The organism is Pseudotabrizicola sp. (genome assembly GCF_030684215.1).
In the GTDB taxonomy this organism is placed as follows: Bacteria; Pseudomonadota; Alphaproteobacteria; order Rhodobacterales; family Rhodobacteraceae; genus Pseudotabrizicola.
The window spans coordinates 18,426-42,405 of record NZ_JAUXOV010000008.1; the positions used below are offsets into that span (position 1 = coordinate 18,426).

Annotated in this window: 25 protein-coding genes and 1 pseudogene; 22 read left to right on the forward strand and 4 right to left on the reverse strand. The window is 61.9% G+C overall.

Annotated features, from left to right (window positions below):
• Nucleotides 1-31: 31 nt before the first annotated feature.
• On the reverse strand, nucleotides 32-979 hold the full coding sequence (locus Q8K08_RS00405) for a LysR family transcriptional regulator (RefSeq protein ID WP_305248818.1): 948 nt from the start codon (nucleotides 977-979) through the stop codon (nucleotides 32-34).
• A 119-nt stretch (nucleotides 980-1,098) separates the two neighbouring features.
• Here Q8K08_RS00405 and Q8K08_RS00410 point away from each other — a divergent pair, with 119 nt between their 5' ends.
• The 12 genes from Q8K08_RS00410 to gph are packed head-to-tail and all read left to right on the forward strand — an operon-like array spanning nucleotide 1,099 to nucleotide 13,196.
• Nucleotides 1,099-2,091 (forward strand): class 1 fructose-bisphosphatase, encoded by a 993-nt coding sequence (locus tag Q8K08_RS00410; protein WP_305248856.1) that lies wholly within the window; start codon nucleotides 1,099-1,101, stop codon nucleotides 2,089-2,091.
• A gap of 2 nt (nucleotides 2,092-2,093) precedes the next feature.
• On the forward strand, nucleotides 2,094-2,966 hold the full coding sequence (locus tag Q8K08_RS00415; RefSeq protein WP_305248819.1) for a phosphoribulokinase: 873 nt from the start codon (nucleotides 2,094-2,096) through the stop codon (nucleotides 2,964-2,966).
• A gap of 12 nt (nucleotides 2,967-2,978) precedes the next feature.
• Complete coding sequence (tkt, locus tag Q8K08_RS00420; RefSeq protein ID WP_305248820.1) at nucleotides 2,979-4,955, forward strand: transketolase; 1,977 nt, start codon at nucleotides 2,979-2,981, stop codon at nucleotides 4,953-4,955.
• Nucleotides 4,952-5,953: a type I glyceraldehyde-3-phosphate dehydrogenase gene (gap, locus tag Q8K08_RS00425; protein WP_305248821.1), complete on the forward strand. Its 1,002-nt coding sequence runs from the start codon at nucleotides 4,952-4,954 to the stop codon at nucleotides 5,951-5,953. Before tkt ends, gap begins: the two co-directional genes overlap by 4 nt.
• A gap of 20 nt (nucleotides 5,954-5,973) precedes the next feature.
• Nucleotides 5,974-7,146 carry a phosphoglycerate kinase gene (gene pgk, locus Q8K08_RS00430; RefSeq protein WP_370870467.1) on the forward strand — a complete coding sequence of 391 codons (1,173 nt, stop codon included), beginning with the start codon at nucleotides 5,974-5,976 and terminating at the stop codon, nucleotides 7,144-7,146.
• Between the two features lie 11 nt (nucleotides 7,147-7,157).
• The gene (gene fba, locus Q8K08_RS00435; protein ID WP_305248823.1) at nucleotides 7,158-8,237 is read left to right on the forward strand and encodes a class II fructose-bisphosphate aldolase; all 1,080 of its coding nucleotides are present in this window, start codon (nucleotides 7,158-7,160) and stop codon (nucleotides 8,235-8,237) included.
• A 30-nt stretch (nucleotides 8,238-8,267) separates the two neighbouring features.
• Nucleotides 8,268-9,746, forward strand: coding sequence for a form I ribulose bisphosphate carboxylase large subunit (locus tag Q8K08_RS00440; RefSeq protein ID WP_305248824.1), 1,479 nt, complete (start codon nucleotides 8,268-8,270; stop codon nucleotides 9,744-9,746).
• Between the two features lie 11 nt (nucleotides 9,747-9,757).
• Nucleotides 9,758-10,147 (forward strand): ribulose bisphosphate carboxylase small subunit, encoded by a 390-nt coding sequence (locus tag Q8K08_RS00445; protein ID WP_305248825.1) that lies wholly within the window; start codon nucleotides 9,758-9,760, stop codon nucleotides 10,145-10,147.
• A 23-nt stretch (nucleotides 10,148-10,170) separates the two neighbouring features.
• Nucleotides 10,171-11,127: a CbbX protein gene (gene cbbX / locus Q8K08_RS00450; protein ID WP_305248826.1), complete on the forward strand. Its 957-nt coding sequence runs from the start codon at nucleotides 10,171-10,173 to the stop codon at nucleotides 11,125-11,127.
• Nucleotides 11,124-11,816, forward strand: a complete 693-nt coding sequence (gene rpe / locus Q8K08_RS00455; protein WP_305248827.1) for a ribulose-phosphate 3-epimerase — start codon at nucleotides 11,124-11,126, stop codon at nucleotides 11,814-11,816. Before cbbX ends, rpe begins: the two co-directional genes overlap by 4 nt.
• Entirely contained in the window at nucleotides 11,809-12,501 is a 693-nt protein-coding gene (locus Q8K08_RS00460) for an HAD-IA family hydrolase (RefSeq protein WP_305248828.1), read from the forward strand. Before rpe ends, Q8K08_RS00460 begins: the two co-directional genes overlap by 8 nt.
• Nucleotides 12,498-13,196 (forward strand): phosphoglycolate phosphatase, encoded by a 699-nt coding sequence (gene gph / locus Q8K08_RS00465; protein WP_305248829.1) that lies wholly within the window; start codon nucleotides 12,498-12,500, stop codon nucleotides 13,194-13,196. Before Q8K08_RS00460 ends, gph begins: the two co-directional genes overlap by 4 nt.
• Before the next feature lie 221 nt (nucleotides 13,197-13,417).
• Here the strand turns inward: gph and Q8K08_RS00470 are convergent, their stop codons facing one another.
• The 3 genes from Q8K08_RS00470 to Q8K08_RS00480 form a co-directional block, all read right to left on the reverse strand.
• A complete protein-coding gene (locus Q8K08_RS00470; RefSeq protein ID WP_305248830.1) occupies nucleotides 13,418-14,263 on the reverse strand; it encodes a hypothetical protein in 846 nt (281 codons plus the stop codon).
• A gap of 215 nt (nucleotides 14,264-14,478) precedes the next feature.
• Nucleotides 14,479-15,117: a hypothetical protein gene (locus tag Q8K08_RS00475; protein ID WP_305248831.1), complete on the reverse strand. Its 639-nt coding sequence runs from the start codon at nucleotides 15,115-15,117 to the stop codon at nucleotides 14,479-14,481.
• Nucleotides 15,114-15,620 carry a hypothetical protein gene (locus Q8K08_RS00480; protein ID WP_305248832.1) on the reverse strand — a complete coding sequence of 169 codons (507 nt, stop codon included), beginning with the start codon at nucleotides 15,618-15,620 and terminating at the stop codon, nucleotides 15,114-15,116. Before Q8K08_RS00480 ends, Q8K08_RS00475 begins: the two co-directional genes overlap by 4 nt.
• Nucleotides 15,621-15,713: 93 nt before the next feature.
• Between Q8K08_RS00480 and Q8K08_RS00485 the strand changes: the two genes are divergently transcribed.
• The 10 genes and pseudogenes from Q8K08_RS00485 (at nucleotide 15,714) to Q8K08_RS00530 (ending at nucleotide 23,979) form a co-directional block, all read left to right on the forward strand.
• On the forward strand, nucleotides 15,714-16,052 hold the full coding sequence (locus Q8K08_RS00485) for a hypothetical protein (protein ID WP_305248833.1): 339 nt from the start codon (nucleotides 15,714-15,716) through the stop codon (nucleotides 16,050-16,052).
• Between the two features lie 124 nt (nucleotides 16,053-16,176).
• Nucleotides 16,177-16,659, forward strand: a complete 483-nt coding sequence (locus Q8K08_RS00490) for a lytic transglycosylase domain-containing protein (RefSeq protein ID WP_305248834.1) — start codon at nucleotides 16,177-16,179, stop codon at nucleotides 16,657-16,659.
• Nucleotides 16,660-16,680: 21 nt separating this feature from the next.
• Nucleotides 16,681-16,980, forward strand: coding sequence for a TrbC/VirB2 family protein (locus Q8K08_RS00495; protein ID WP_305248835.1), 300 nt, complete (start codon nucleotides 16,681-16,683; stop codon nucleotides 16,978-16,980).
• A gap of 15 nt (nucleotides 16,981-16,995) precedes the next feature.
• Nucleotides 16,996-17,262, forward strand: a complete 267-nt coding sequence (locus Q8K08_RS00500) for a VirB3 family type IV secretion system protein (protein ID WP_305248836.1) — start codon at nucleotides 16,996-16,998, stop codon at nucleotides 17,260-17,262.
• The gene (locus tag Q8K08_RS00505) at nucleotides 17,252-19,594 is read left to right on the forward strand and encodes a VirB4 family type IV secretion system protein (RefSeq protein WP_305248837.1); all 2,343 of its coding nucleotides are present in this window, start codon (nucleotides 17,252-17,254) and stop codon (nucleotides 19,592-19,594) included. The genes Q8K08_RS00500 and Q8K08_RS00505 overlap by 11 nt, the downstream gene beginning before the upstream one ends.
• 215 nt (nucleotides 19,595-19,809) lie before the next feature.
• Entirely contained in the window at nucleotides 19,810-20,952 is a 1,143-nt protein-coding gene (locus Q8K08_RS00510; protein WP_305248838.1) for a lytic transglycosylase domain-containing protein, read from the forward strand.
• Nucleotides 20,953-20,999: 47 nt separating this feature from the next.
• Nucleotides 21,000-21,746 carry a type IV secretion system protein gene (locus Q8K08_RS00515; RefSeq protein ID WP_305248839.1) on the forward strand — a complete coding sequence of 249 codons (747 nt, stop codon included), beginning with the start codon at nucleotides 21,000-21,002 and terminating at the stop codon, nucleotides 21,744-21,746.
• A 2-nt stretch (nucleotides 21,747-21,748) separates the two neighbouring features.
• Nucleotides 21,749-22,234: a hypothetical protein gene (locus Q8K08_RS00520; RefSeq protein WP_305248840.1), complete on the forward strand. Its 486-nt coding sequence runs from the start codon at nucleotides 21,749-21,751 to the stop codon at nucleotides 22,232-22,234.
• Nucleotides 22,235-22,362: 128 nt separating this feature from the next.
• Nucleotides 22,363-23,232 carry a type IV secretion system protein gene (locus Q8K08_RS00525; RefSeq protein ID WP_370870469.1) on the forward strand — a complete coding sequence of 290 codons (870 nt, stop codon included), beginning with the start codon at nucleotides 22,363-22,365 and terminating at the stop codon, nucleotides 23,230-23,232.
• A gap of 111 nt (nucleotides 23,233-23,343) precedes the next feature.
• Nucleotides 23,344-23,979 (forward strand): annotated as a pseudogene (locus Q8K08_RS00530) (virB8 family protein).
• Nucleotide 23,980 lies beyond the last annotated feature (1 nt).

Sequence of the window (23,980 nt, forward strand, 5' to 3'; positions counted from 1 at the left end):
CTCAAGCCCGGCTGCAAACCAGGCCCCACGACTAGACAGAGTCCGGAGAAGGCGCAGGCAGCTCTGGCAGGAAACTGCCCGCCATCGCGATGATCCGGTCATGGATCGCGGCTGCTGCCGGGGAAAGGGGAACGCCCTGCGGGTAGACAAGGAACCATTGCCGAACAAGGGGCAGTCCAGGGGCATCGAGCGTCACCAATCGCCCCTGCCGCAGTTCCTCGGTCACCGTGTGCAAGGACAGAAACGCCAGTCCCAGCCCGGCCATCACTGCCTGCTTGATGGTTTCGTTTGAACCCATCACGGTTAGGTTTACAGACATCCCTTCGGCATGCGTGTCAAAGTAGCGGGTCATGAGAATCCGCGTCCCGGAACCTTCCTCGCGGGTGATCATCGGCTCCGAGATCAGGTCTTCGACTCGGACACGCTGACTGACGAGCGGGTGATCAGGTGGCGCAATCAGTCCATGGGGATGCGGGCCGATCAACGTAGCCGCCACTTCGGGCTGACGTGGCGGCCGACCCATGATAGCCAAGTCAAGACCAAGGCGTTCGAGGCCGGTGATAATCCCTTCGCGATTTGCCTCATGCAACACCACATCAAGCGACGGAGCGACCCGTTTCAGCAAGGATATGAGCCGCGGAGCGAAGTACTTGGCCGTCGAGACCACACCCAAGGCAACGCGCCCGGACTGACCCGAGCTCAACGACGCGATCTGACTAACGCAGAGTTGCAACGCGATCTCCACGCGGCGGGCCGCTTCAAGAACGGGTTTTGCCTGCCATGTCGGCTGTGATCCGCTGGTCGTCTGGTTGCGCTGCAGCAGCGTTACCTTGAGCGCCACCTCAAGGTTCTTGATCTGCGCGTGAACAGCGGGCGGCGTCAGGCCAAGGCGCTCTGCCGCTGCGGCGATCGAGCCGGTCTCGGCGACCGCTGATACGGCGCGCAACTGTCGGAGGGTGACGGCATCAAGGCGGGGCATTCAATTTCCCTGAATCCATAATCAGAATTCTAAAGTTTCACACTACGTCGAATCCTGCAAGAAAGATTGCAAGGCGACATCGGCTTCCGGGGAGGAGCGCTGTGCGGGACGAGGCAACAATGCTGCCGGGATCATTGATCCCAGAGCAGTTTCAAGATGTTACGGAGCGTATCGCCACGGTTGTCGCGGCCTTGTCGCGCAAGATTGCGCGGGGCGGGCTGGATGAGAGCCTGCAAGCGGACACCGAAAGTGCAAACGCAGGTGGCGATGCCCAGAAGGCGCTCGACGTCATCGCGGATGAGGCATTCCGGCAGGCGCTGGTCGGCTCGGCGATCCGTTATTATGCGTCCGAAGAGCAGGACGACGTTGTCGAGATCAACGCGGCCGGGACGCTGGGTCTTGCCATCGACCCCCTGGATGGCTCCTCCAACATCGCCGTCAACGTGTCGATCGGCTCCATCTTCGGGTTCTTTCCCGCAGAAGGTTCCGCCGACGCTACGTTCCTGCGCCCCGGACAGGATCTGCTTGGGGCCGGCTACGCCGTTTATGGACCGCAATGCTGCCTGATGCTCAGCTTCGGCAACGGCGTTCAGCGCTATCTGCTCGACCCGGATACGAATCGCTTCTGTCTGCTTGCGTCAGGGGAAAAGATCACAAGCAAGTCCAACGAGTTCGCGATCAACGCCTCGAACTATCGCCACTGGTCGCGCCCCGTTCGGGCTTGGGTCGACGATTGTGTGGCGGGCATCGACGGCCCGAGAGACAGCAACTTCAACATGCGCTGGATCGCTTCACTCGTCGCGGAAGCACATCGCATCCTGACGCGGGGCGGCGTGTTTCTCTATCCGGGAGACGCCCGTAAGGGCTATGAGCGCGGTCGGCTGCGCTATCTCTACGAATGCGCGCCGATCGCCTATCTGATCGAGCAGGCAGGCGGCGCGGCCACCGACGGGATCGACCGGATCCTGGGGGCCACGCCAACCTCGCTGCATGCGCGCACGCCGCTGGTGTTCGGCTCGGCCGACAACGTCGCGCAGCTGTCCGCCTATCACGACTTGCCCGAATCCGAGACGGCCGCCCTGTTCGGCAGCCGCGGCCTTTTCAGGAGCTGATCATGAGCATCCGCCACCCCATCATTTCCGTTACCGGTTCCTCTGGTGCCGGCACCACCACGGTAAAGCACACCTTCGACCAGATCTTCCGGCGCGAGGGAATATCGGCGGTATCGATTGAAGGCGACGCGTTCCACCGTTTCAACCGAAAGGACATGGCAGCAGAGCTGACACGCCGCACTGCCGCAGGCGACCAGACCTTTTCGCACTTTTCCTTCGAGGCCAACGAGCTGGGCGAACTGGAGCGGGTGTTTCGCGAATACGGTGAGACCGGTCGCGGGCGCACACGCCACTACGTCCACGATGACAAGGAAGCCGCCGTCTACAACACGCCCACCGGTACCTTCACCGATTGGGCACCGTTCGAAGACCAGAGCGACCTTCTGTTCTACGAAGGCCTGCACGGTGCCGTCGTCAACGAAGTGGTCAATCTTGCCCGCTGGGCCGACCTGAAGATCGGCGTCGTTCCGGTGATGAATCTCGAATGGATTCAGAAGATCCATCGCGACCGCGCGAGCCGCGGCTACACGACCGAGGCAGTGACCGATGTGATCCTGCGGCGGATGCACGCCTACGTCCACTGTATCTGCCCGCAATTCACTGAAACCGACATCAACTTTCAGCGGGTCCCGGTGGTTGATACCTCCAATCCGTTCATCGCGCGCTGGATCCCCACGGCCGATGAAAGCCTGGTGGTAATCCGCTTCAAGTCGCCGCGCGGGATCGATTTTCCGTATCTCACTTCGATGATCAATGGCTCTTGGATGAGCCGGGCAAACTCCATCGTGATCCCGGGCAACAGGCTTGACCTGGCGATGCAGTTGATCCTCACGCCGTTGATCCTGCGGCTTCTCGACCAGAAAAAGCGCGCCTGAAAGGAAATCACCATGAACGTGCAGCCGAACTCCACGACCGAGCGCCTGATGGCGAACGCGATCCGTGCCCTGACGATGGATGCAGTTCAAAAGGCCAATTCCGGCCATCCCGGAATGCCGATGGGCATGGCGGATGTTGCCGCCGTTCTGTTCAACTGTTTCATCACGCTGGATCCGCAGGCGCATGACTGGCCTGACCGGGATCGGTTCGTGCTGTCGGCGGGGCACGGCTCGATGCTGATCTATGCGTTGAATCATTTGCTGGCCTATTCCGACATGGGCATGGACCAGATCCGCGCCTTCCGCCAGTTGGGCAGCCGCACGGCCGGGCATCCCGAATATGGTCATGCGCAGGGCATCGAAGTGACCACCGGCCCCCTGGGTCAGGGTATCGCCACCGCTGTCGGCATGGCACTGGCCGAGCGGATGGCAGCGGCGCGGTTTCCGGACCTGGTCAACCACTACACCTATGTAATGGCGGGCGACGGCTGCCTGATGGAAGGCATCAGCCAGGAAGCAATTGACCTCGCCGGGCACCTGAAGCTGAACCGGCTGATCGTACTTTGGGACGACAACCGCATCACCATTGACGGTGGCACCGAACTTTCAACCAGCATCGACCAGCAAGCCCGCTTTCGCGCCAGCGGCTGGAAGACCCTGGACTGCGATGGCCACACGCCGACCGAGATCGCTGATGCGATTGCCGAGGCGCGGACCTCGGACCGTCCCGTGCTCATTGCCTGCCAAACCGTTATCGGCTACGGCGCGCCCAACAAGCAGGGCGGGCATGATGTGCATGGCGCACCCCTCGGTGACGCCGAGATTGCCGCGGCGCGGGCGCATCTGGGCTGGACGGACGACCCCTTTGAGATGCCGGTCGAGGCCTACGCAGCCTTTGCCCGGGTGGCAGAGCGCGGTGCGAAAGCACGGCATGCCTGGACGGCGCGGTTGGAAACCTCCCCCGACCGCGCCGCCTTTGTCGAAGCGCAGCTTGCCGAGTCGACAGCCCTTGCCGGACCTATGGCCGCGTACAAGGCGCAACTTCTTGCCGACCGCCCGAAGGTGGCAACCCGCAAGGCGAGCGAGATGGCTCTTGCTGTGGTCAATGACGCCCTGCCTTTTGCTGTTGGCGGATCGGCAGATCTGACCGGGTCGAACCTGACGCGGACCAAGGGCATGACCACCGTCAAGCCCGGCGACTTTGCGGGCCGCTACATCCATTTCGGCATCCGCGAGCACAGCATGGCCGCCGCGATGAACGGCATCGCCCTGCATGGCGGGTTCCGTCCCTACGGTGGCACCTTCCTGGCCTTTGCCGACTATTGTCGCCCCTCAATCCGGCTGGCGGCCCTGATGGGGGTGCCGACGATCTTCGTGATGACACACGATTCGATCGGTCTGGGCGAAGACGGGCCGACGCATCAGCCGGTCGAGCATCTGGCCAGCCTGCGGGCGATCCCGAACCTGACCGTCCTGCGCCCCTGCGACGCAGTGGAAACGGCCGAGGCCTGGGAAATCGCGATGGCGACGCGCGACGGGCCGATCCTGATGGCGCTGTCGCGCCAGAACCTGCCGACGTTCCGAAAGGACTGCTCGCAGAACATGACGGCAACTGGCGGCTACCTCCTCCGCTGGGTTGAGAAACGACATGTGACTCTCATTGCGACGGGGTCGGAGGTGGAAATAGCCATGACCGCTGCGGACCAACTTGCAGCACAGGGAATCGAGGCCGCAGTGGTGTCGCTGCCATCAATGGAACTCTTTGCAGCACGAAGCGATGAATATCGCCGTGCGGTCTTGGGCGATGCGCCGCGGATCGGGGTCGAAGCCGCCATCCGCATGGGCTGGGACTCGGTCCTGCGCCCGTCCGACCGGTTCATTGGCATGTCCGGTTTCGGCGCATCGGCGCCCGCGCCAGAGCTTTATCGCCACTTCGGGATCACTGCGGACGCCATCGTGCTGGCCGCCAAGGAATTGAGGAAAGCATGACGATCAAGGTCGCTATCAACGGATTTGGCCGGATCGGGCGCAACGTCCTGCGCGCCATCGTGGAATCGGGGCGCAGCGATATCGAAGTCGTTGCCATCAACGACCTCGGCCCGGTTGAAACCAACGCCCATCTGATGCGGTTCGACAGTGTCCACGGCCGGTTTCCCGGCACCGTGACGACGGGCGAGGACTGGATCGACGTGGGCCGGGGCCGGATCAAGATCACCGCGATCCGCGATCCCAAGGATCTGCCCTGGGCGGGTGTCGATGTCGCCATGGAATGCACCGGCATCTTCGTCACCAAGGACAAGGCGAGCGCCCATCTGGCCAACGGATCCCGGCGCGTCCTGGTCTCGGCGCCCTGCGACGGGGCCGACAAGACCATCGTCTACGGGGTCAACCACGGCACGCTGACGGCCGCCGATACCGTGGTGTCGAATGCTTCTTGCACCACCAACTGCCTGTCGCCGGTCGCCAAGGTCCTGCAGGACACGATCGGCATCGAGAAGGGGATGATGACCACCATCCACTCCTACACCGGGGATCAGCCCACCCTCGACACTATGCACAAGGACCTCTACCGCGGTCGCGCCGCTGCACTGTCGATGATCCCGACCAGCACGGGGGCGGCCAAGGCCGTGGGCCTGGTGCTGCCGGAGCTGGCGGGCAAACTTGACGGCTTCGCGATCCGAGTTCCGACGCCCAATGTCTCGGTCGTCGACCTGAAGTTCATCGCCAAGCGCGCCACTTCGGTGGACGAAATCAACGCCGCGATCAAATCGGCTGCTGACGGGCCGCTGAAGGGCGTGCTGGGCTATACCGAGTGGAAGAATGTCTCTGCCGACTTCAACCACGATCCGCATTCCTCGGTCTTCCACATGGATCAGACCAAGGTGATGGACGGCACCTTCTGCTCGGTCTTGTCGTGGTACGACAATGAATGGGGCTTTTCCAACCGCATGGCCGATACCGCAGTGGCGATGGGCAGGCTGCTATGAGAATTGCCGCCATTCAAGACATGGACATATCGGGCAAGCGCCTTGTGGTGCGTGCTGATCTGAACGTGCCGATGGCCGCGGGTCGCGTGACCGACGCGACGCGCATCACCCGCTTTGCGAACGGCATGAAGGTGCTGTTGGCGAAAGGTGCCGCGCTGGTGGTCTTGTCGCATTTCGGGCGGCCCAAAGGCGGGTTCGATGCGGCGTTCTCCTTGCGCCATTTGCGCGATGACTTGTCGCGAGCTTTGGGTTGTCCAGTGGCTTTTGCCAAATTGGATGGCGCCCTGGACGCAGCGCGGGGGTTGGCCCCCGGTCAGGTATTGCTGGTCGAAAACATCCGCTTTGAGGCGGGTGAGGAAGAGAACGACCCAGCCTTGGCCGCCCGTCTCGCCCTACTGGGCGATATCTATGTCAACGACGCGTTCTCGTGCGCTCATCGAGCGCATGCCTCTACCGAGGCAATTGCTCGCCTGATGCCTGCTGCGGCGGGGCCGTTGATGATGGAAGAACTCAGCGCGCTCGATGCGGCTTTGGAGGCGCCGAAATCGCCTTCGGTCGCCATAGTTGGCGGCGCGAAAGTATCGTCCAAGATCGCGGTGTTGAAGAACCTCGTGGCAAAGGTCGACCATGTGATCGTCGGAGGTGGAATGGCTAACACCTTCCTGTTCGCGGACGGAGCACCCATGGGAAAGTCGCTGCACGAGGCGGACCAGGTGGCAACCGTTGCCGAGATCCGCGCCCTGGCAAAGCAACACGGTTGCATCATTCACATCCCCCAAGATGCCGTGGTCGCCCAAACCTTTGCCGCCCACGCCCCGAACGCTGTGATCCCGGCGAATGCTTGCCCCGAGGATGCCATGATTTTGGACGCCGGCCCTGCCGCGATTGAAAGCTTCAGAGCGGTCCTGTCGGGCGCGCGCACCATATTGTGGAACGGCCCCTTGGGCGCCTTCGAGTTGGCCCCTTTTGATCGCGCCACCGTGGCCTTGGCGCAAGCCGCTGCTGATCTGACGCGCGCCAGGCTCTGCACCTCGGTCGCGGGCGGAGGCGATACCGTCGCGGCATTGAATGCCGCAGGGGTGACCGATCAGTTCACCTATGTCTCCACTGCAGGTGGGGCATTCCTTGAATGGCTTGAGGGAAGAACACTTCCCGGAATTGCGGCGCTGATGCGCGCCGACCACGCAGCATAGGAGACCGCCAGATGGCCCGAATCACTCTAAGACAACTGCTCGACCACGCCGCCGAACATGCCTACGGCGTGCCTGCATTCAACATCAACAACATGGAACAGGGCCTTGCGATCCTGGAGGCGGCGCGCGCGGTCGATGCGCCAGTGATCATCCAGGCCTCGCGCGGGGCGCGCAGCTACGCCAACGACATCATGCTCGCCAAGATGATGGAAGCACTGGAGCTGATGTATCCCGACATCCCGATCTGCATCCACCAGGATCACGGCAACAACGTCGCCACCTGCCTGTCGGCGATCCAGAACGGCTTCACCTCGGTGATGATGGATGGTTCGCTGAAGGAAGACGCCAAGTCGCCCGCCGATTTCGACTACAACGTGCGGATCACCGCCGAGGTCTCCCGACTTGCCCATATGGTCGGAGCCTCGGTCGAGGGCGAGCTTGGCTGCCTTGGCAGTCTCGAGACCGGCCATGGCGAGGCCGAGGACGGGCACGGGTTCGAAGGCGCGCTGGACCGTTCTATGCTGCTGACCGACCCGGAAGAGGCTGCCCGCTTTGTGGCGGAAACTGGCGTCGATGCGCTGGCGGTTGCCATCGGCACGAGCCACGGTGCCTACAAGTTCACCCGCAAACCCACCGGCGATGTCCTGGCGATGGACGTGATCGAGCGGCTGCACGCGCGGCTGCCCAACACCCATCTGGTGATGCACGGCTCGTCCAGCGTGCCCGAGGAATGGCAGAAGATCTTCAACGATAACGGCGGCCAGATGCGTGAAACCTATGGCGTGCCGGTGGACGAGATCGTCCGCGGCATCCGTCACGGCGTTCGCAAGGTCAACATCGACACCGACCTGCGGCTTGCCGCTACGGCCGAATTTCGCCGGGTCGCCAACGGCAAGCGCGACGAGTTCGATCCGCGCAAGTTCTTGAAACCGGCGATGGACGCGATGGCCGCCGTCTGCCGCGCCCGTTTCGAAGCCTTCGGCACGGCAGGCCAGGCCTCGAAGATCAAGCCAATGCCGATGAGCGAGATGGCCCGCCGTTATGCCGCAGGCACGCTCGACCCGAAGACCACGCTGACAAACGCCGCCTGAAACCAGTTCCAGAACGAGGAGGACCCCGATATGGCAGACACTGCCAAGAATACCGACAGCACCGAGATCAAGGACAAGAAGGAACGCTACAAGTCCGGCGTGCTGAAGTATGCGCAGATGGGCTACTGGGATGGCGACTATGTGCCCAAGGACACCGACATCCTTGCCCTGTTCCGCATGACCCCGCAGGAGGGCGTCGACCCGATCGAATGCGCGGCGGCGGTGGCAGGCGAATCCTCGACCGCGACCTGGACGGTGGTCTGGACCGATCGCCTGACGGCTGCCGACCAGTACCGCGCCAAGGCGTACCGGATCGATCCGGTACCGAACACGCCAGGCCAGTACTTCGTCTATATCGCCTATGACCTGATCCTGTTCGAGCCGGGTTCGCTCGCGAACCTGACCGCCTCGATCATCGGCAACGTGTTCGGCTTCAAACCACTGAAGGCGCTGCGGCTGGAGGACATGCGGTTCCCGGTCGCCTACATCAAGACCTACAAGGGCCCGTCCAGCGGCATCATCGTGGAACGCGAGCGGCTGGACAAGTTCGGCCGGCCGCTGCTGGGCGCGACCACCAAACCGAAGCTTGGCCTTTCGGGCAAGAACTACGGCCGGGTTGTCTACGAAGGGTTGAAGGGCGGCCTCGACTTCATGAAGGACGACGAGAACATCAACTCGCAGCCCTTCATGCACTTCCGCGACCGATTCCTCTACGTCATGGAGGCGGTGAACCGTGCCAGCGCCGAAACCGGCGAGGTCAAGGGCAGCTATCTCAACGTCACCGCCGGCACGATGGAAGAGATGTATCGCCGCGCGGAACTGGCCAAGGAGCTCGGCTCGGTCATCATCATGATCGACCTGGTGATCGGCTATACCGCCATCCAGTCGATGTCGGAATGGTGCCGGAACAACGACATGATCCTGCACCTGCACCGCGCCGGGCATGGCACCTACACGCGGCAGAAGAACCACGGCATCTCGTTCCGCGTGATCGCCAAGTGGATGCGGCTGGCCGGGGTGGACCACATTCATGCCGGGACCTCGGTGGGCAAGCTGGAAGGCGATCCCTTGGTGACGCAGGGCTTCTACAACGTGCTGCGCGAACAGCACAACCCGGTCGACCTGCCGCGCGGCATCTTCTTCGAACAGGATTGGGGCGACATGCTGAAGGTGATGCCGGTGGCATCGGGTGGTATCCATGCCGGACAGATGCACCAGCTGATCGACCTCTTCGGCGATGACGTTGTGCTTCAGTTCGGCGGCGGCACCATCGGCCACCCGATGGGCATCCAGGCCGGTGCCACGGCCAACCGAGTCGCCCTTGAGGCGATGGTGTTTGCCCGCAACGAAGGCCGCAACATCCTGGCCGAAGGGCCCGACATCCTGCGCGCCGCCGCCAAGTGGTGCAAACCGCTTGAGGCCGCGCTGGATGTCTGGGGCAGCATCACCTTCGACTATACTTCAACCGACACATCGGACTTCACCCCGATGCCGTCCGTCAGCCTGTAGGGAGAACAACCATGCGCAACACCCAAGGCACGTTCTCGTTTCTTCCTGATCTGACCGACGACCAGATCTCAGCCCAGATCCAATACTGTCTCGACAAGGATTGGGCGGTCGGGGTCGAGTACTGCTATGACCCGCATCCGCGGAACATCTACTGGGACATGTGGGGCAACCCGATGTTTGACCTCAAGGATCCCAAAGGCGTGATGATGGAACTGGCGGATTGCCGCAAGGTCCACGGCGATGCCTACATCCGGCTGAATGCCTTCGACAACACTCGTGCGGTGGAGTCGGTTACGCTCAGCTTCATCGTCAACCGGCCGAAGGTCGAGCCGACGATTCGGATGACCCGGCAGGAAGTGAATGGTCGTTCGGTCCGCTACACCCACGAGATCGTTCGCTAACTAAACCTTGCCGCCCCCGGTCGATGCCGGGGGCGGACCGCTGCCAGGAAAGGAGCCTTGCCGTGGATACGCTGGCCACAACCGTTGACCTGCGCGCCGAATACGAATCATCGGGCGTGCGCGAAGTGCTCGACGAACTTGATCGCGATATGATCGGGCTTGCCCCGGTCAAGGCCCGCATCCGCGAAACGGCGGCGCTTCTGCTGGTCGAAAAGGCGCGCAAGACCCTGGGCCTGACGCATCTAACGCCCACGCTGCACATGAGCTTCACCGGCAATCCCGGCACCGGCAAGACCACGGTTGCGCTGAAGATGGCAGGGCTGCTCAAACGCCTCGGCTATGTGCGCAAGGGCCATCTCGTCAGCGTGACCCGTGATGATCTGGTCGGCCAGTATATCGGCCACACCGCGCCCAAGACCAAGGAAGTGCTGAAACGCGCCATGGGCGGCGTGCTGTTCATCGACGAGGCCTATTACCTGTACCGCCCCGACAACGAACGCGACTACGGTCAGGAAGCCATCGAGATCCTGCTGCAGATCATGGAGAACAACCGCGATGATCTGGTGGTGATCCTGGCGGGTTATGCCGACCGGATGGACACGTTCTTCAACGCCAATCCGGGGTTCCGCTCGCGCATCGCGCATCACATCGATTTTCCCGACTATACCGACGCCGAGCTGCTGGCGATCACCGAACACATGATGGCGGAACAGAACTACCGCGCGACCGACGACGCCCGCACCGCTTTTGGCGAATACATCGGCCTGCGCCGGGCGCAGCCGCATTTCGCCAATGCCCGCTCGATCCGCAATGCCTTCGACCGCGCCCGCCTGCGGCAGGCCAACCGGCTCTTTGCCGCTGCCGAGGGTCCGCTTGACGCCGAGGCGCTCTCGACCCTGGTCGAGGCCGACGTGCGGGCAAGCCGCGTATTCAGCGGCGGGCTGGACAGCAGAACCGCAGAAATGGAGGGAAAGAAATGAACTTCTCGCGCAAGCTGAAGATCGCGCCCTCGATCCTGGCGGCGGATTTCGCCAGTTTCGGTGCCGAATGCCGTGCCATCGAAGCCGAGGGGGCGGACTGGGTGCATATCGACGTGATGGACGGGCATTTCGTGCCCAACATCACCTTCGGCCCGCCGATGGTGGCGGCGCTCCGCCCGCATGTGAAGACGGTGATGGACGTGCATCTGATGATCGCCCCCGTCGATCCATTTATCGACGCCTTCGCCAAGGCCGGGGCCGACTTCATCACCGCTCATGTCGAAGCCGGGCCGCATATCCACCGCACGCTGCAGGCGATCCGCGCCGCTGGCTGCAAGGCGGGTCTGGCGCTGAACCCAGGAACGCCCGTCGAAGTGGCGGCACCGCTTCTCGACATGGTCGATCTGGTCTGCGTGATGACCGTGAACCCGGGGTTTGGCGGGCAGTCCTTCATCGCGACCCAGGTCGATCAGGTCCGTCGTCTGCGCGCCCTGATCGGCGACCGACCGATCCATATCGAGATCGACGGCGGCGTCACGGCTCAGACCGCGCCGCTGGTCGCCGCTGCCGGGGCGGATGTGCTGGTGGCCGGCTCGGCGGTGTTCAAGGGGGGCAGCGCCGATAGCCCGGCGGCCTACGGGGCGAACATCCGCGCAATCCGGGGCGCAGCCGAGGCCGCTCGTGCTTGAGGCGCTGATCTTCGATGTGGACGGCACCCTGGCCGAGACCGAGGAGCTGCACCGCCGCGCCTTCAACGACACCTTTTCGGCCGCAAACCTCGACCGGCACTGGTCGGTCGAGGATTACCGGCGACTTCTGACCACAACCGGCGGCAAGGAGCGGATCGCGCGCTTCATCGCCGAGATCGGCGCAGCTCAGATCGACATCGCCGCCATGCACCGGGCAAAGACCGACCGCTACACCGCGCTGATGGCCGAAGGGGGCATCGCGCTGCGTACCGGCATCGGCGCCCTGATAGATCAGGCGCGAGCGTCGGGCCTGCGGCTGGCCGTCGCCACCACCACCAGCCGCCCGAACGTCGAGGCGCTGGCGCTGGCGGTCTGGGACCGACCGGCGGGCGAGATGTTCGAGGTGATCGCCGCCGGCGACGAGGTGGATCGCAAAAAGCCCGCGCCCGATGTCTACCTGCTGGCGCTGGCGCGTCTGGGCCTGCCTGCCGCTCACTGCCTGGCGCTGGAAGATTCCCGCAATGGCCTTGCCGCCGCCCGCGCCGCAGGTCTGGCCTGCGTCGTCTCGCCCTCGACCTATACCGTGGGCGAGGATTTTACCGGGGCGCTTGGGGTGCGCGCGGGTTTCACCGAATTTGACGGCATTTCCGGGCTGAACGCCCTGATCATGGGGCAAACGGCATGACGGCAATCATCTTCGATCTCGACGGAACGCTGATCGATTCGGCACCCGACATCCATGCCACCTCCAACCGCGTGCTGGCCGAGGAAGGCTTTCCCCCCCTGACCCTGCCCGAGGTGCGCAGTTTCATCGGCAAGGGCGTGCCGCATCTGGTGGAGCGGCTGTTGCAGGCCAGCGGCGAGGATCCGGCCGGTCCGCGTCACGCCGGGATGGTGGCAAGTTTCACCGCCGGGTATGTGGACGCCGTCGGGCTGACCACCTGCTATCCCGGCGTTGAGGCCGCATTGGACGACCTGCTGGCACGGGGTTTCGCGCTTGGCGTGTGCACCAACAAGCCCCTGCGGCCGACACAGGCGGTGCTGCGGCACCTGGGTCTGATCGAGCGGTTCGGGGCGGTTCTCGGAGGCGACAGCCTGCCGGTGCGCAAGCCCGACCCAAGGCCGCTTCTCGCTACCGCCGAGGCGCTGGGACAGTCACAGGTTGTCTATGTCGGTGACAGCGAGGTGGACGCCGAAACCGCCGTGAATGCCAACCTGCCCTTTGTCCTATTCACGTCAGGGTACCGGAAATCACCGATCTCCGTCATTCCGCACAACGCGCATTTCAACAGCTTCGCTACACTCGTCACAACGCTCGTCCATGTCATCGGCAACCTCCCAGTAGCTCCGCCCGCAGGAATGCAACTGCTTCACCGTTAGTCATGTTCGGCGGATGAAAGACTGGTGCCGCTTTGAAACCGTTGCGCCAAGGCCTTTCCCTCCGCCGTCGCCCTCGCCGCTGCCGCCAGTTTCCGGCTTTGACGATCAATTGGCCTGGAGCCTAGCCAGCCTAAAACTTTACAGAAATCCATGCTTCCCGTCAGCAAAGTAAGAAGGGGCAAAGCAAGTGACAAGCGTCACTTTTCCGCGTCAGGCCAGTATCAACGTGATATCTCCCCTGCCAGTACCGCCCTTCCATGGACTGCAAGGATTGCGGCGAACTTCGGACATCCGAACCGTCGGGCGACGTCGAGGACACGAGTCTCGTAGGCAGCCTGACCAATCAGCCTGCACAGATCCGATGCATGAAACTGCCGGTTGGCGCTTGGTGCGGCGCAGATCTGGTCATGGAGCTCTTGCATTCTGGGATCTTCTTTGCGCGCCGGCTCCGACCATGCTTTGGTCCTTGGAGCTGAAATTGGCGACGACGCCCGCCACTTCCGCATGAAGCCTAGCAGATATCCTGCCGGCACCTCCTCGTTGCCCCTTGCCTTGTTGAACGCTCGGAACGCGTCCCAGATGATCTGGGAATCGACATTCCAGCAGGGCAGGGCGGTCTTCGCTGATTTAATCATCGCAGCCCAAGGCGTGCGGTAGACGTTTGACCCAGGCCCTATCTCGATCCTTCCAGCGAACATCATTTTGTTCTTAGAATCTCTAGATAGTGATGTGTCATCTGTGGCTGACACGAAATCTGGCTCAGTTGGAGGGTTATCCACAGCACCAAAGCGGAAGAGCCAAGGCGCGAATTTGCCATGCGGCTTCCAACGCAAGAGCCCAAGGGCAGATGACGCCAATTCCGCCAACAGCTGGGTCAGGTGCTGACGCGATATGCCCATCTTGTCGGCAAGACTGCCGAGGGTGAAGGCGGCAGTTCCGCGTTCAAGCCCGTTGTAGCCATCCTTCCAGGCGATCCCATTGAGGATGATCGTCGCGAGTTTATGGGCCGCCGTGGAAAGCGGGGTTTCGGTGATGCGGCGCAGGATGGCGCCGGTCGTGAGTTCCATGATGTGTCGTTCCGTCTTGGGGCGACACCAGACCGTGAGGCGTGCAAAATTTCGTTCCGGCAAAGGCATTTGCCGGTTGAACGGACCCAAAGCTCGCGCTAAGTTCTCACTACCACGAGGAAATCAGTGCGGCGTCGGGCCTATGGTCTGGCGTCGTTTCTGTTTCTAGGTGTCGGTTTTTCGTTCAACGTGGGGCATGGCCGTGGGTCAGGTTCTCAGTAGTGAACCTCTTCGTGTCCGTAGCTGCCTTCATAGTCGCGCCATTCGACGAAGATGGACCGATGCCAATAGTTGCGGCAGTCTGCCGGAACAGCGAGATCTGATGCGGTCGGAACCGAGGCGGAAGTGCCGGGCTGGCGATGATAGTCGCCCTGCTCCCCGTAGCTGCCAATGTAGACGGCAGACGAGATCTTGCAGTCACCTTTCTCGGTCCAACGTTGGTGAAAGGTGATCTCGAACACACGGATTGATCGAACAAAATCAAAAGCAGTATCCGAGATGTCGACGTCCGCTTGGTCCTGCACAAGAATGAGGGCTGAGTTCGCTTCCGTTTCGGAGGCCAGTGGCACTGGACTACTGCGAGCAGCAATGTCGTAGAGCCGCTCCAGCGGCCGTTGCGCGGCCCGGAAACTCACACGCATCGGACAGTTCCAGATCTGCAGCGGCGGCTCTATCGGCCAAGGCGTGATGCGGCGAATGAAGACCGCGCGGGCATGGGTGCATTCGGCAGACGCGGGCCAGCCCCCGGCAAGGCACAGAAGGATCGCACAGTCTGCCGGGTAAGCGACTGACGGGGTGACGGTTGCGGTTGAGAGGCCGACACCCAGGAGAAGGGCAGGGAGGAGAGGTTTCACGGGAGGTCCTTCTGGGCTGGGGGGATGTTGAGGAAGGCTGAATAGGCCTCGGTAGCCACGCGCGCTTCGGACAGGGCTCGATTGCGCTCGGTATCGAGACAGGCGATATGGGTGCTGACGGCCGCAAAATAGGTCTCGAACTCGGCCGCGATCTCTGCGCGGTACTCAGTGAGAACTGCCTCGGGCAGGTCGGTGCCAGGCACATCGGGCGGCAGGCAGCGAATCACCTCTGGTTGTGCGAAAGCTGCGGAGTTCACAAACATGACCACAGTGATCGCGGCCAGTTGCACCGCTTGTCTGTGCGACACACGTGCTCGGCCACATCTTTCAAAAGCACGTAAAGGCCGCAAAACCGGCAATATTTCTTGGGCTTTTCTCAACGTCTGCGTCTCACAACTTGGCTCCATTTTCTCGAGGACCGACAGGTGCAACTGCCAGCATCGCACACCCGTCGGATCAACCGCAGGTTCGGATTCGTATGCCTCTTTTATCGTGTTTGTCATTTTTGTATTGAATGCGCCATACTTTCTGTTAGGCGTCGTTTCATAAGGAAATCTGCGATACAACGTTCCCAACAGATGATCCGAGGGGACCCCATGAATACCAAACGGCGCGCATTGCCTGTCTTGCTGGAACGTGACTTCCGCAAGCTGGCCGCATCCGAAGGAGCGACTGTTGAGATCGAGTGTGTCAGTGCGCCAAAGCCCGACGAACGATTTTCGGGGGAATGGTTGTTTTACGTTGTCAGTCCCACGGGAGAGCGTTTCCTGCTGGTCACGGCCCTTGCGCGGGAACGCATCGTCAATTCGCCGATCGGCATGTTCGGCCTGGCCTTTGGCAAGCTCAACCTCGACCATCTCGACGTGCCTGCTGTCGCTGGCGCTGTCTGCACTGGCATGCGGAGCCTCCCGGGCGGAAGTGATCCGGTGGAATGAGCCTGAAGGGCAGGGGGGTGGCGTCCAACTTGCGTCGCTTGATACGTCTGTTCTGCGCTATGATGGGCAGGGACAGCTGATTGTACCGCTCCGCCCTGTACCAGTTGAAGAAGAGGCCCGAGAAATGGAGGGGGCTGAGGCCGCTGCTGATGTGACTTACAGTACCAAGGGCGTTGCGGCCCCCAGGGATGTCCTGCCCTCGATCCGGCTGATTGCCACGCGTTATCAAGACCACCCGGCGCTTACGCGGCTCGAGCTTTCGCCTGCCGAATGGGCGGCATTCTTTCAGGCAATGATCAAGGTCGAGAGCAATTACACCCAAGGCGCTGTCAGCCATGCCGGTGCGCTTGGCCTCGCGCAACTGATGCCTGGCACAGCTGATTACCTCAACGTCGACCCTGCCGACCCCATCGAAAACCTCGACGGCGGCGCGCGCTATCTTCTCGAACAGATGACAGCCTTCGGCAGCCTCGAGCTTGCCCTTGCCGCCTACAATGCTGGCCCCGAAGCCGTGCGCAAGTATGACGGCGTGCCGCCCTACGCCGAGACTCAATCCCACATCGTCAAGGTGATGGCGGTCTATGACCGCATCCTCACCGAGCTCTGAACCTAGAAGGACAAACCCCTCATGCGTAACCAAAACGTGGCTCTTCTGGGCCTGACCCTTTGCACCTTTCTTCTGGCGCAATCCGAGCCCGCGCTGGCGCAGGTGGTGTTCACCAAAGCCGAAACTGTCGCAACCGGCGTTCTGGCCTCCTTCAGGGGAACCCTTGCGACCGCCTTCTTCGGCATCGCTTTCGTGGTGACCGGGTTCCTCGCGGCCTTCAACCGCATCAGCTGGGCCTGGGTGGCGCTCGTCGTGGTCGGTGCCTTCCTCGTCTTCGCGGGTCCAGCCATCGTCGCCAACCTGCGCTCGTCCTTCAGCTAAGGCAGGGCAAGAACCATGGAGAAAAGCGCGGTCATCCTCGGGCTCTCGCGGCAAGCCAAGTTTCTTGGCCTGCCGATGCCCTATGCCATGGCAGTGGGAGCGATGACCGTGCTGCCCTTCATCTTGTTCAAGCCGGTCTGGTGGTTCCTGACTGCCCCGATCTGGTACGGGCTGGCGCGTCTGGCAACCAAGGTAAACCCAAACGGGCATCACGTCTTTGCCGTTATGATGCAGCTGACGCCGATGGCCATCCTGCGGAAAGGGCGGCGTCATGTTTCTTGAGAAGGAAGGCTTGCGGGGCAAGGCGCGTACGCTGATCCCACCGGACCCGAAGATCTATGCGCATCTGCCTTACGTCATCGAGCTAGATGACGAAGTCGTCCGCACCCGGGACAATGCGCTGATGCTGTCGCTGGAAGTGACCGGCATCGACGGCGTCACTTCCGGTGCGGCTGTGGTCTCAGCACTCCGGGGCGGTTTCGCACACCTCCTGGATACGCTCGATGAGCGTTTCACCTTCTATTTGCACAGGATGATGCGGCCCGCAGAGACCGGCATTGCGCCGATCCACGGGCTCAGCTTTGCGGCCGACATTGAAAAGGCCTGGGGCAAGGAGCTCAACCGCCGCAACCTGCAAGACTCGGTTCTGATCCTAACGGTAGTCCGGCGGCAAGTGGCACCGCTGGCCGTTCCGCTGTTCGGCAAGGCTGCGGCCCGAGTTTGGGGCGAAGACACCGCCCGTCGGCTGGAAGAAATGCGTGAGGTCGTCTCAATTCTCGAGACGGGCCTGGGCATAAAGACCCGTCGGATAAAGATCAGCGATGGCAGCCTAGTCGGCTTCTACGCCTCGCTTCTGACTGGCGAGTTGCGGGACCATCCGCGCAGCCCGTACTGCCTCCTCGCGGAGGACGCCGCCGGGGCCTCCGTGCAGTTTCGCAATGGCGTGGTCGAGATCGAAGAGGGTACCGCCAACCCGAAACTTGCCGCCGTCCTCTATGTCAAATCCTATGCCAATGCGACCTGGCCCGGAATGCTCGATGCGCTTGGGGCCGCGCAGGATACGATCATCACCCACAGCTACACGCCAATTGAGCGCAGCAGCATCACAGAACGGGTCAAACGACGCGTCGCCCAAATGCGGGCCTCCGAGGACATCGCAGCCACGATCGAGGCGCAGCTTTTCGAGGCGGCCGACAAGGCCGAGAGCGGCACGCTCGGCTTTGGCGTTCATCAGATGATGATCACGGTATTTGCCTCAGATGAGGCGACGCTCGACAGCGAAGTCGCCCGCATCCGCGGCATCGCCCATCAAAACGGCATGCGGCTCGTGCGCGAGGTCACAGCGCTCGAAGCGGCGTTCTTCGCTATGCATCCCGGCAACATGGACTACCGGGCGCGTGATATGACAGTGTCGTCGATCAATTTCGCGGATATGGCGGCACTCCATGCCGCCGACACCGGCACGGAAAAAGCACGCCTTCCTTGGGCAACGCCGATCACCGCCTTCCAGACCCTGCAAGGCTCGCTGCACCGCTTCAGCTTCCATGAACCAGGTGATCCGATTGCGGAACCGACCAACGGGCATACCCTCGTTCTCGGCAAGTCCGGCGGGGGCAAGACAACAACCGTCGCCTTCCTTGCCGCCCAGGCCCAGAGGGCAGGGGGCCGGACCATCATCTTCGACAAGGAAGCTGGGCTCAAAATGGCGGTACGTGCCCTTGGTGGCCGCTATGCCGAAGTACGTGCTGGACGCCCGACGGGTCTGAACCCGCTCGCCACGGAGGCCGGAGAGCGTGGGGAAGCCTGGCTTCTCGACTGGCTGGTTGCACTCCTGGAATCCCGCTCCGGGCCAATGACACCGCTGCAATCCGAGGCGCTCAAATCCGCCGTCGCCCAGAACGGCAAGGCACGCGATGGACTGCGGAACTTCCAGAGCTTTCAGGAGCTTTTTGGGGACGTCGGCGATGGTCTCGACCTTGCGCAGCGCCTGCGCGAATGGGGGCCGGATGGCCGCTATGGTTGGGTCTTCGGCGAAGCCAAAGAGCCGGTGGTGGATTTCACCAGCCATGATGTGACGGCCGTCGATCTGACGGAGATCCTCGATCTCGGCACCGAGCGCACCGCGATCCTCGGCTATCTCTTCCGACGCATCGAGATGCTGATTGAAGAAAAGCGCCCGACGCTCATCCTGATCGACGAGGCATGGAAAGTCCTCGACGACGAGTATTTCGCCAAAAAGCTCGCTGAATGGCTGGTGACGGCCCGGAAGAAGAACGTGGTCGTCGTGATGATGACCCAGTTCCCGAGCCAGATCCGCGGCTCGAAAGCCCGGTCGATCCTGGAGGCGCTGCCAAACCAGCTTCTGTTTCCGAACGGCGAAGCGGCATCGAGCGACTATGACAGCTTCCGCCTGACCGATGGTGAGCTGGATTTCGTCCTGAACCCGATCCCGGGTCAGCGCTTGGTGCTGTCACGTTCCCCGCGCGGCTCGACCGTCCTCAACGTCGATCTGAAGGCGCTCGGGCCTTTGCTGACGGCGCTCGGCGGTGGTCAAGCCGGGCTCAATGCCTTCGGCACCGACTACGCCGCGCGGCCCAAATTCTGGAAGGAGTGATTGACCAATGAGATCAATTAGTTACATAACCTTGATTATGCGAGTCCGGTTTTGGGCTGTCATGATGGGGGCATCCCTCGGTCTCGCCGCCTGCACCGGCGTGCCGATTGCCAAAACCAATTGCTGGGCCACCGCAGGATCCACTATGACCACTTCCACTAAGGGCGCAAGCCCGGATGCGGGGCTTGTCTCTCGCGGCAACACGTCGAGCCTTGATGTCATTCCCTGCGAATAAACCTCTTGGCCTGTTCGGGGCCTTGGCTTTGGGCGTGGCCGTCCTGCCTTGGCCTGCGTCGGCGCAGGGCGTGCCGATTGTCGACCCGAAGTCGATCATCCAGCATGGGCTGGAAATCGCGCAGATGTCCTATCTGACCGGCGCGCGCGAACTTGAGGCCGACAAGAAACGCCGTATCGACGAGTTGCATCAGGAACAGCTCGACGCGCTCGACGCCACGCTGGCGATGATGACGGGCAAGACACCGTGGATTGGCGATCTCGAAATGATCCCCGGGGCCGAGGCCGAAGTCCTTTATGCCGTGGAGGACAACAACCCCTACGCCGATCGGCTGTTTGGCGATGCTAAGACCAGCATCGAAGAGATGATTGTCGCCACCGCGCAGAAGTATTCCGGACACCCGGGCCTTGCCCGCGCCGGGCTGAACCCGGTGGAGTTCCGCATCTGGTTTCAAAGCCTCGTGAAGCAGGAATCCGGGTTTTCCATCGGGGCACGCAGCCCGGTTGGGGCCTTTGGCCTGACGCAGGTCATGCCGGACACGGCAAAGGATCTTGGCATCTACCCCGCCTACTATGATGATCCGATGCTGCAGCTTGATGGTGGCGCGCGGTACTTCCTGACCCAGCTCAACAAGTTTGGCTCGGTGCCGCTGGCCTTGGCGGCCTACAACGCCGGCCCCGGCAATGTCACCAAATACGGTGGCATCCCGCCCTTTGAGGAGACGCAGAATTACGTCGTCCGCATCACAGGGTTCTTCAATGCCTATGCGGGCAAGATCACTGGCGTCGATCAGGTTGGCACTTTTGATCCGCGCGACATGGCGATCGCTGAGGCGAGCAACACATCCGACGCGGGACTGCACTACGGCATGCATGCCAGCATCGAAATCGAGGCTTCGCTGAAGCGCCTTCGGTCCATCATCGAGCGCATCCCCACGACCAAGTCGACCAAAGAGGCGCTGGACCTCAACAGCGATGCCCGGGCGGAAGCCGTCCGGATCGGGCTGATGGTCGAGCGGGTCAAGGCAGCGCGCGTAAAGGTCGATCAGGCCCGCTACGCCCTCTGGCTGCAGGCCTATGCCATCGACGCAACATTTATCAAAGTGAAGGGTGGTTCCGAATGATCCGCAATCTCGTCCGGGGTCTTGGCCCTTTTCTGATCTCAGCAGCCTTGTTCTCCCCTGCCCCCGTCTTCGCGCAAGGCGTGCCGACGATTGACCTCACCAGCATTGCCAAGATCGGCGAGGTGCTGACCGAGGCCAAGCTGCAGGTGAAGGAGATGATCGCCTCAAACCTGAAGCTCGATGAGCAGATCCTGAAGCAGATCGAACAGATCGCAACGCTGAAGGCGCAGCTGGACGCCTTGCGAAACGGGCTCACGCTGGAGGCTTTGGGCATTCCAGACCCGGACACGTTCTTTGACGACATCTTGCCCGACGTTGCCGACCTCACAGGCGGCCTGATTTCCGCGAAAGATGGCAAGTACTCTCTGATGACGACCTCGGGCAAGGTCGGCGACAAGCCCGCCGCGCAATATGTCTCAGAGTTCTTCGCCTCGGCGGGTCTTGATGTGGCCACCGTCGACACACTTGCGAACAGCGAAGACGAAGGGGCGGCTCGGATCGGCACGCAAGCAAACACGGCTGCTTTTCTCTCGGCAGCCGCAGAAACATCCTCGGTCAAGGCTTCTGAAAGCCTCGAGCGGGTCCACGAGCTCGTTCAGGAAATTCCAGACACCGAAGGGCTGAAAGAGGCCATCGACCTCAACACCCGCGTGACGGCAGAACTGTCAATCGCGCTGGCCAATATCTGGAACATGGAATCCGCTCAGCTGATGGGCATGGGCGAGGCCGGCGTCATGGATGCCGCCACAGCCGCCGAAGAACAGAAGTTCATCAAGGTCCTTGGGGGAGAATGACGATGCAAACCATCAATCTTGGACGTGCGCTTGGTGCAGCATTGGCGGTGATGCCTCTGATTTCCGGGGCGGTAGTGGCTGAGACAACCCCTGCCCCGGCAGATATCGCTGAGGAAGAAGCGTTTCTCAGCATTCTGCCGAAAATCGAGCTACCCGACGATGTCCAGCCTATCCCGGGAGCAGTGAACGAGGAGTTTCGGAACTGTCAGGCCTTCTGGCCTGCGGGCTATGAGCTGGCGCGGTCCGGCCCCGAAGCGCGAGCTTTGCGCGACATCTATAGCTTTGTGCGTGCGCGCAATGTCATCGCAACGAAGGACTGCGGCTGCGCCGGCAAAGTGGCTGATTGGGACGAGGTCGATGCGGTGGCGGCTGCTCTGCGCGAATACCACAACGTCGAGCGTCTGACCTGGCTACAGACTGAAGCGATTTCCACAGAGGCCAAGAAACTGATCGCGGTCGCCGAAACGATGTGCGGCGGCAGTTTCTGATGGACAGTGTCTCGACCATCCTGACGACGCTGGACACGGCGATCACCTCCGCCGGGCGGCAGTATTTTGAGGCAACTGCCGGTGCTGTTGGGCCGATCTACACAACCCTGCTCGCCCTCCTCTTGGTCATGGTCGGGATCAACGCGGCCTTGAATGTCTACCGGATTTCCATGCGCGACGCAGTGCAACTGTCGTTCCGCATCGTTATGGTCCTGATGTTTGGCCTGACCTGGTCGAACTTCACCCAGATTTACGACGCCGCCAGCAATGGGCTGAGCGCCCTTGCTTTGGAATACTTCCGGCTCGGGGGCGGCGGTGTCGGTGCATCCGCCACAGCAGCCATGGATGACATGGCGAACATGATGGCCGGAAATGTGGATTCCGTGTCTTCGGCGATGTCGTCCATCATGCGCGGCTTCGTGGCTGCAGTCCTTTATGTCGTGCTTGGCGTGTTGATGGCGGTCTATGTCTTCATCGTTGGCTTCTCGAAGCTGATGATCGCCTTTTTGCTCGGGGTTGCCCCGATTGCCATCGGCGCTACGATCTTCGAGAAGACCAAGGGCATGTTCGAGGCCTGGCTCTCGGCCATGATCGGCTACCTGATGTACCCAGTGGCGTCGGCTGGAGTCATCGTGGCCGTGGTAACCGTGGCGCACGATGTGTTTCGGGAAACCGAGGACGTCACCGACCTCGGCTCGATTCTTGGTTTCTTCGTCATCGTTTTCGTCGGCATATTTGCCCTCATGGCGATCCCGAATGCCGTAACACATATCACCGGCCAGATCAGCCTCGCGAGCTTTGCGCCGCAAGCGCTGCGCGTTGCGGGTAAGCCGCTGGAAAAGGCTTCCGACTATTCGGCGCGGCGCATGAACGAAGTGCGCTCGGGCTTCATGCACGGAAAGACTGAACACCACCATCTGCGCGATCAGGCACGGTCCGATGCCGAGCGCGGCCAGGCCGCAAGGGCGCGTTTGGGTCAATTCATCCGCGACAGTTGACGCTGACGAGCTGGCCCACGCCGCACGACTGCCGACCGCGCAATTTCCTATTTCCGGAGCAAGAAAATGACAGGATCGCCCCCTGAATTGAGAAGTTTTCTCGAGGCTGAGATGTTCTACGGCGTCAAAAAGCGCGAGCGCATCGCCTATGCCGTGGCCGGTGGCGGGCTGGCCATCGGCTTGATGGGGATGATCGCCGTTGTGACCCTCTTGCCCCTGAAACAGACGGAGGCCTTCCTCGCCATCGTCGACAAGGACACCGGCGTCGCTGAACGTGTGGTTGCGGTCGAAAAGGCCGGGATCGAACAGGCCGAGGCCATCCGGCAGAGCCTGCTCTTTGCCTATGTCACCGACCGCGAAACCTATGACCAGCACGACAATGAGTCCCGCATTCTGCGCGCCTATACCTAGTCCGAAGGCAATGCCCGCCAAGGGCTGGTCAGCCTCTGGACGGAAGGCAACGCCAACTATCCGCCCAAGCTTTACGGCCAGAACTCGAAAGTGGTCATCGACGTCCTGTCGATCACCCCGGTGACGGATACCACCGCCCAGGTGCGTTTCACCAAGACCTGGGTTTCCGATGGCGAGGGTGTGCCTGACCGGATCGGCAAGTTTACCGCCACAGTCACCTATCGCTTCGAGCCCTCCAAACAAACCGCGCTCGATCTCGTCTGGCAGAACCCGACCGGGTTTCTGGTGACGGACTACCGCATCACCGCTGAAACCTTGACCCCGCAGGAGGGCTGAC

Coding starts and splice junctions, on each gene's coding strand:
- tkt (WP_305248820.1), top strand. CDS start 2,979: ATGAACGTGCAGCCGAACTCCACGACCGAGCGCCTGATGGCGAACGCG.
- cbbX (WP_305248826.1), top strand. CDS start 10,171: ATGCCGGGGGCGGACCGCTGCCAGGAAAGGAGCCTTGCCGTGGATACG.
- pgk (WP_370870467.1), top strand. CDS start 5,974: ATGGACATATCGGGCAAGCGCCTTGTGGTGCGTGCTGATCTGAACGTG.
- Q8K08_RS00525 (WP_370870469.1), top strand. CDS start 22,363: ATGGTCGGGATCAACGCGGCCTTGAATGTCTACCGGATTTCCATGCGC.
- Q8K08_RS00480 (WP_305248832.1), bottom strand. CDS start 15,620: ATGACAAACACGATAAAAGAGGCATACGAATCCGAACCTGCGGTTGAT.
- Q8K08_RS00505 (WP_305248837.1), top strand. CDS start 17,252: ATGTTTCTTGAGAAGGAAGGCTTGCGGGGCAAGGCGCGTACGCTGATC.
- Q8K08_RS00445 (WP_305248825.1), top strand. CDS start 9,758: ATGCGCAACACCCAAGGCACGTTCTCGTTTCTTCCTGATCTGACCGAC.
- Q8K08_RS00485 (WP_305248833.1), top strand. CDS start 15,714: ATGAATACCAAACGGCGCGCATTGCCTGTCTTGCTGGAACGTGACTTC.
- Q8K08_RS00490 (WP_305248834.1), top strand. CDS start 16,177: ATGGAGGGGGCTGAGGCCGCTGCTGATGTGACTTACAGTACCAAGGGC.
- gap (WP_305248821.1), top strand. CDS start 4,952: ATGACGATCAAGGTCGCTATCAACGGATTTGGCCGGATCGGGCGCAAC.
- Q8K08_RS00405 (WP_305248818.1), bottom strand. CDS start 979: ATGCCCCGCCTTGATGCCGTCACCCTCCGACAGTTGCGCGCCGTATCA.
- fba (WP_305248823.1), top strand. CDS start 7,158: ATGGCCCGAATCACTCTAAGACAACTGCTCGACCACGCCGCCGAACAT.
- gph (WP_305248829.1), top strand. CDS start 12,498: ATGACGGCAATCATCTTCGATCTCGACGGAACGCTGATCGATTCGGCA.
- Q8K08_RS00500 (WP_305248836.1), top strand. CDS start 16,996: ATGGAGAAAAGCGCGGTCATCCTCGGGCTCTCGCGGCAAGCCAAGTTT.
- Q8K08_RS00520 (WP_305248840.1), top strand. CDS start 21,749: ATGCAAACCATCAATCTTGGACGTGCGCTTGGTGCAGCATTGGCGGTG.
- Q8K08_RS00410 (WP_305248856.1), top strand. CDS start 1,099: ATGCTGCCGGGATCATTGATCCCAGAGCAGTTTCAAGATGTTACGGAG.
- Q8K08_RS00415 (WP_305248819.1), top strand. CDS start 2,094: ATGAGCATCCGCCACCCCATCATTTCCGTTACCGGTTCCTCTGGTGCC.
- Q8K08_RS00440 (WP_305248824.1), top strand. CDS start 8,268: ATGGCAGACACTGCCAAGAATACCGACAGCACCGAGATCAAGGACAAG.
- Q8K08_RS00470 (WP_305248830.1), bottom strand. CDS start 14,263: ATGGAACTCACGACCGGCGCCATCCTGCGCCGCATCACCGAAACCCCG.
- rpe (WP_305248827.1), top strand. CDS start 11,124: ATGAACTTCTCGCGCAAGCTGAAGATCGCGCCCTCGATCCTGGCGGCG.
- Q8K08_RS00510 (WP_305248838.1), top strand. CDS start 19,810: ATGTCATTCCCTGCGAATAAACCTCTTGGCCTGTTCGGGGCCTTGGCT.
- Q8K08_RS00495 (WP_305248835.1), top strand. CDS start 16,681: ATGCGTAACCAAAACGTGGCTCTTCTGGGCCTGACCCTTTGCACCTTT.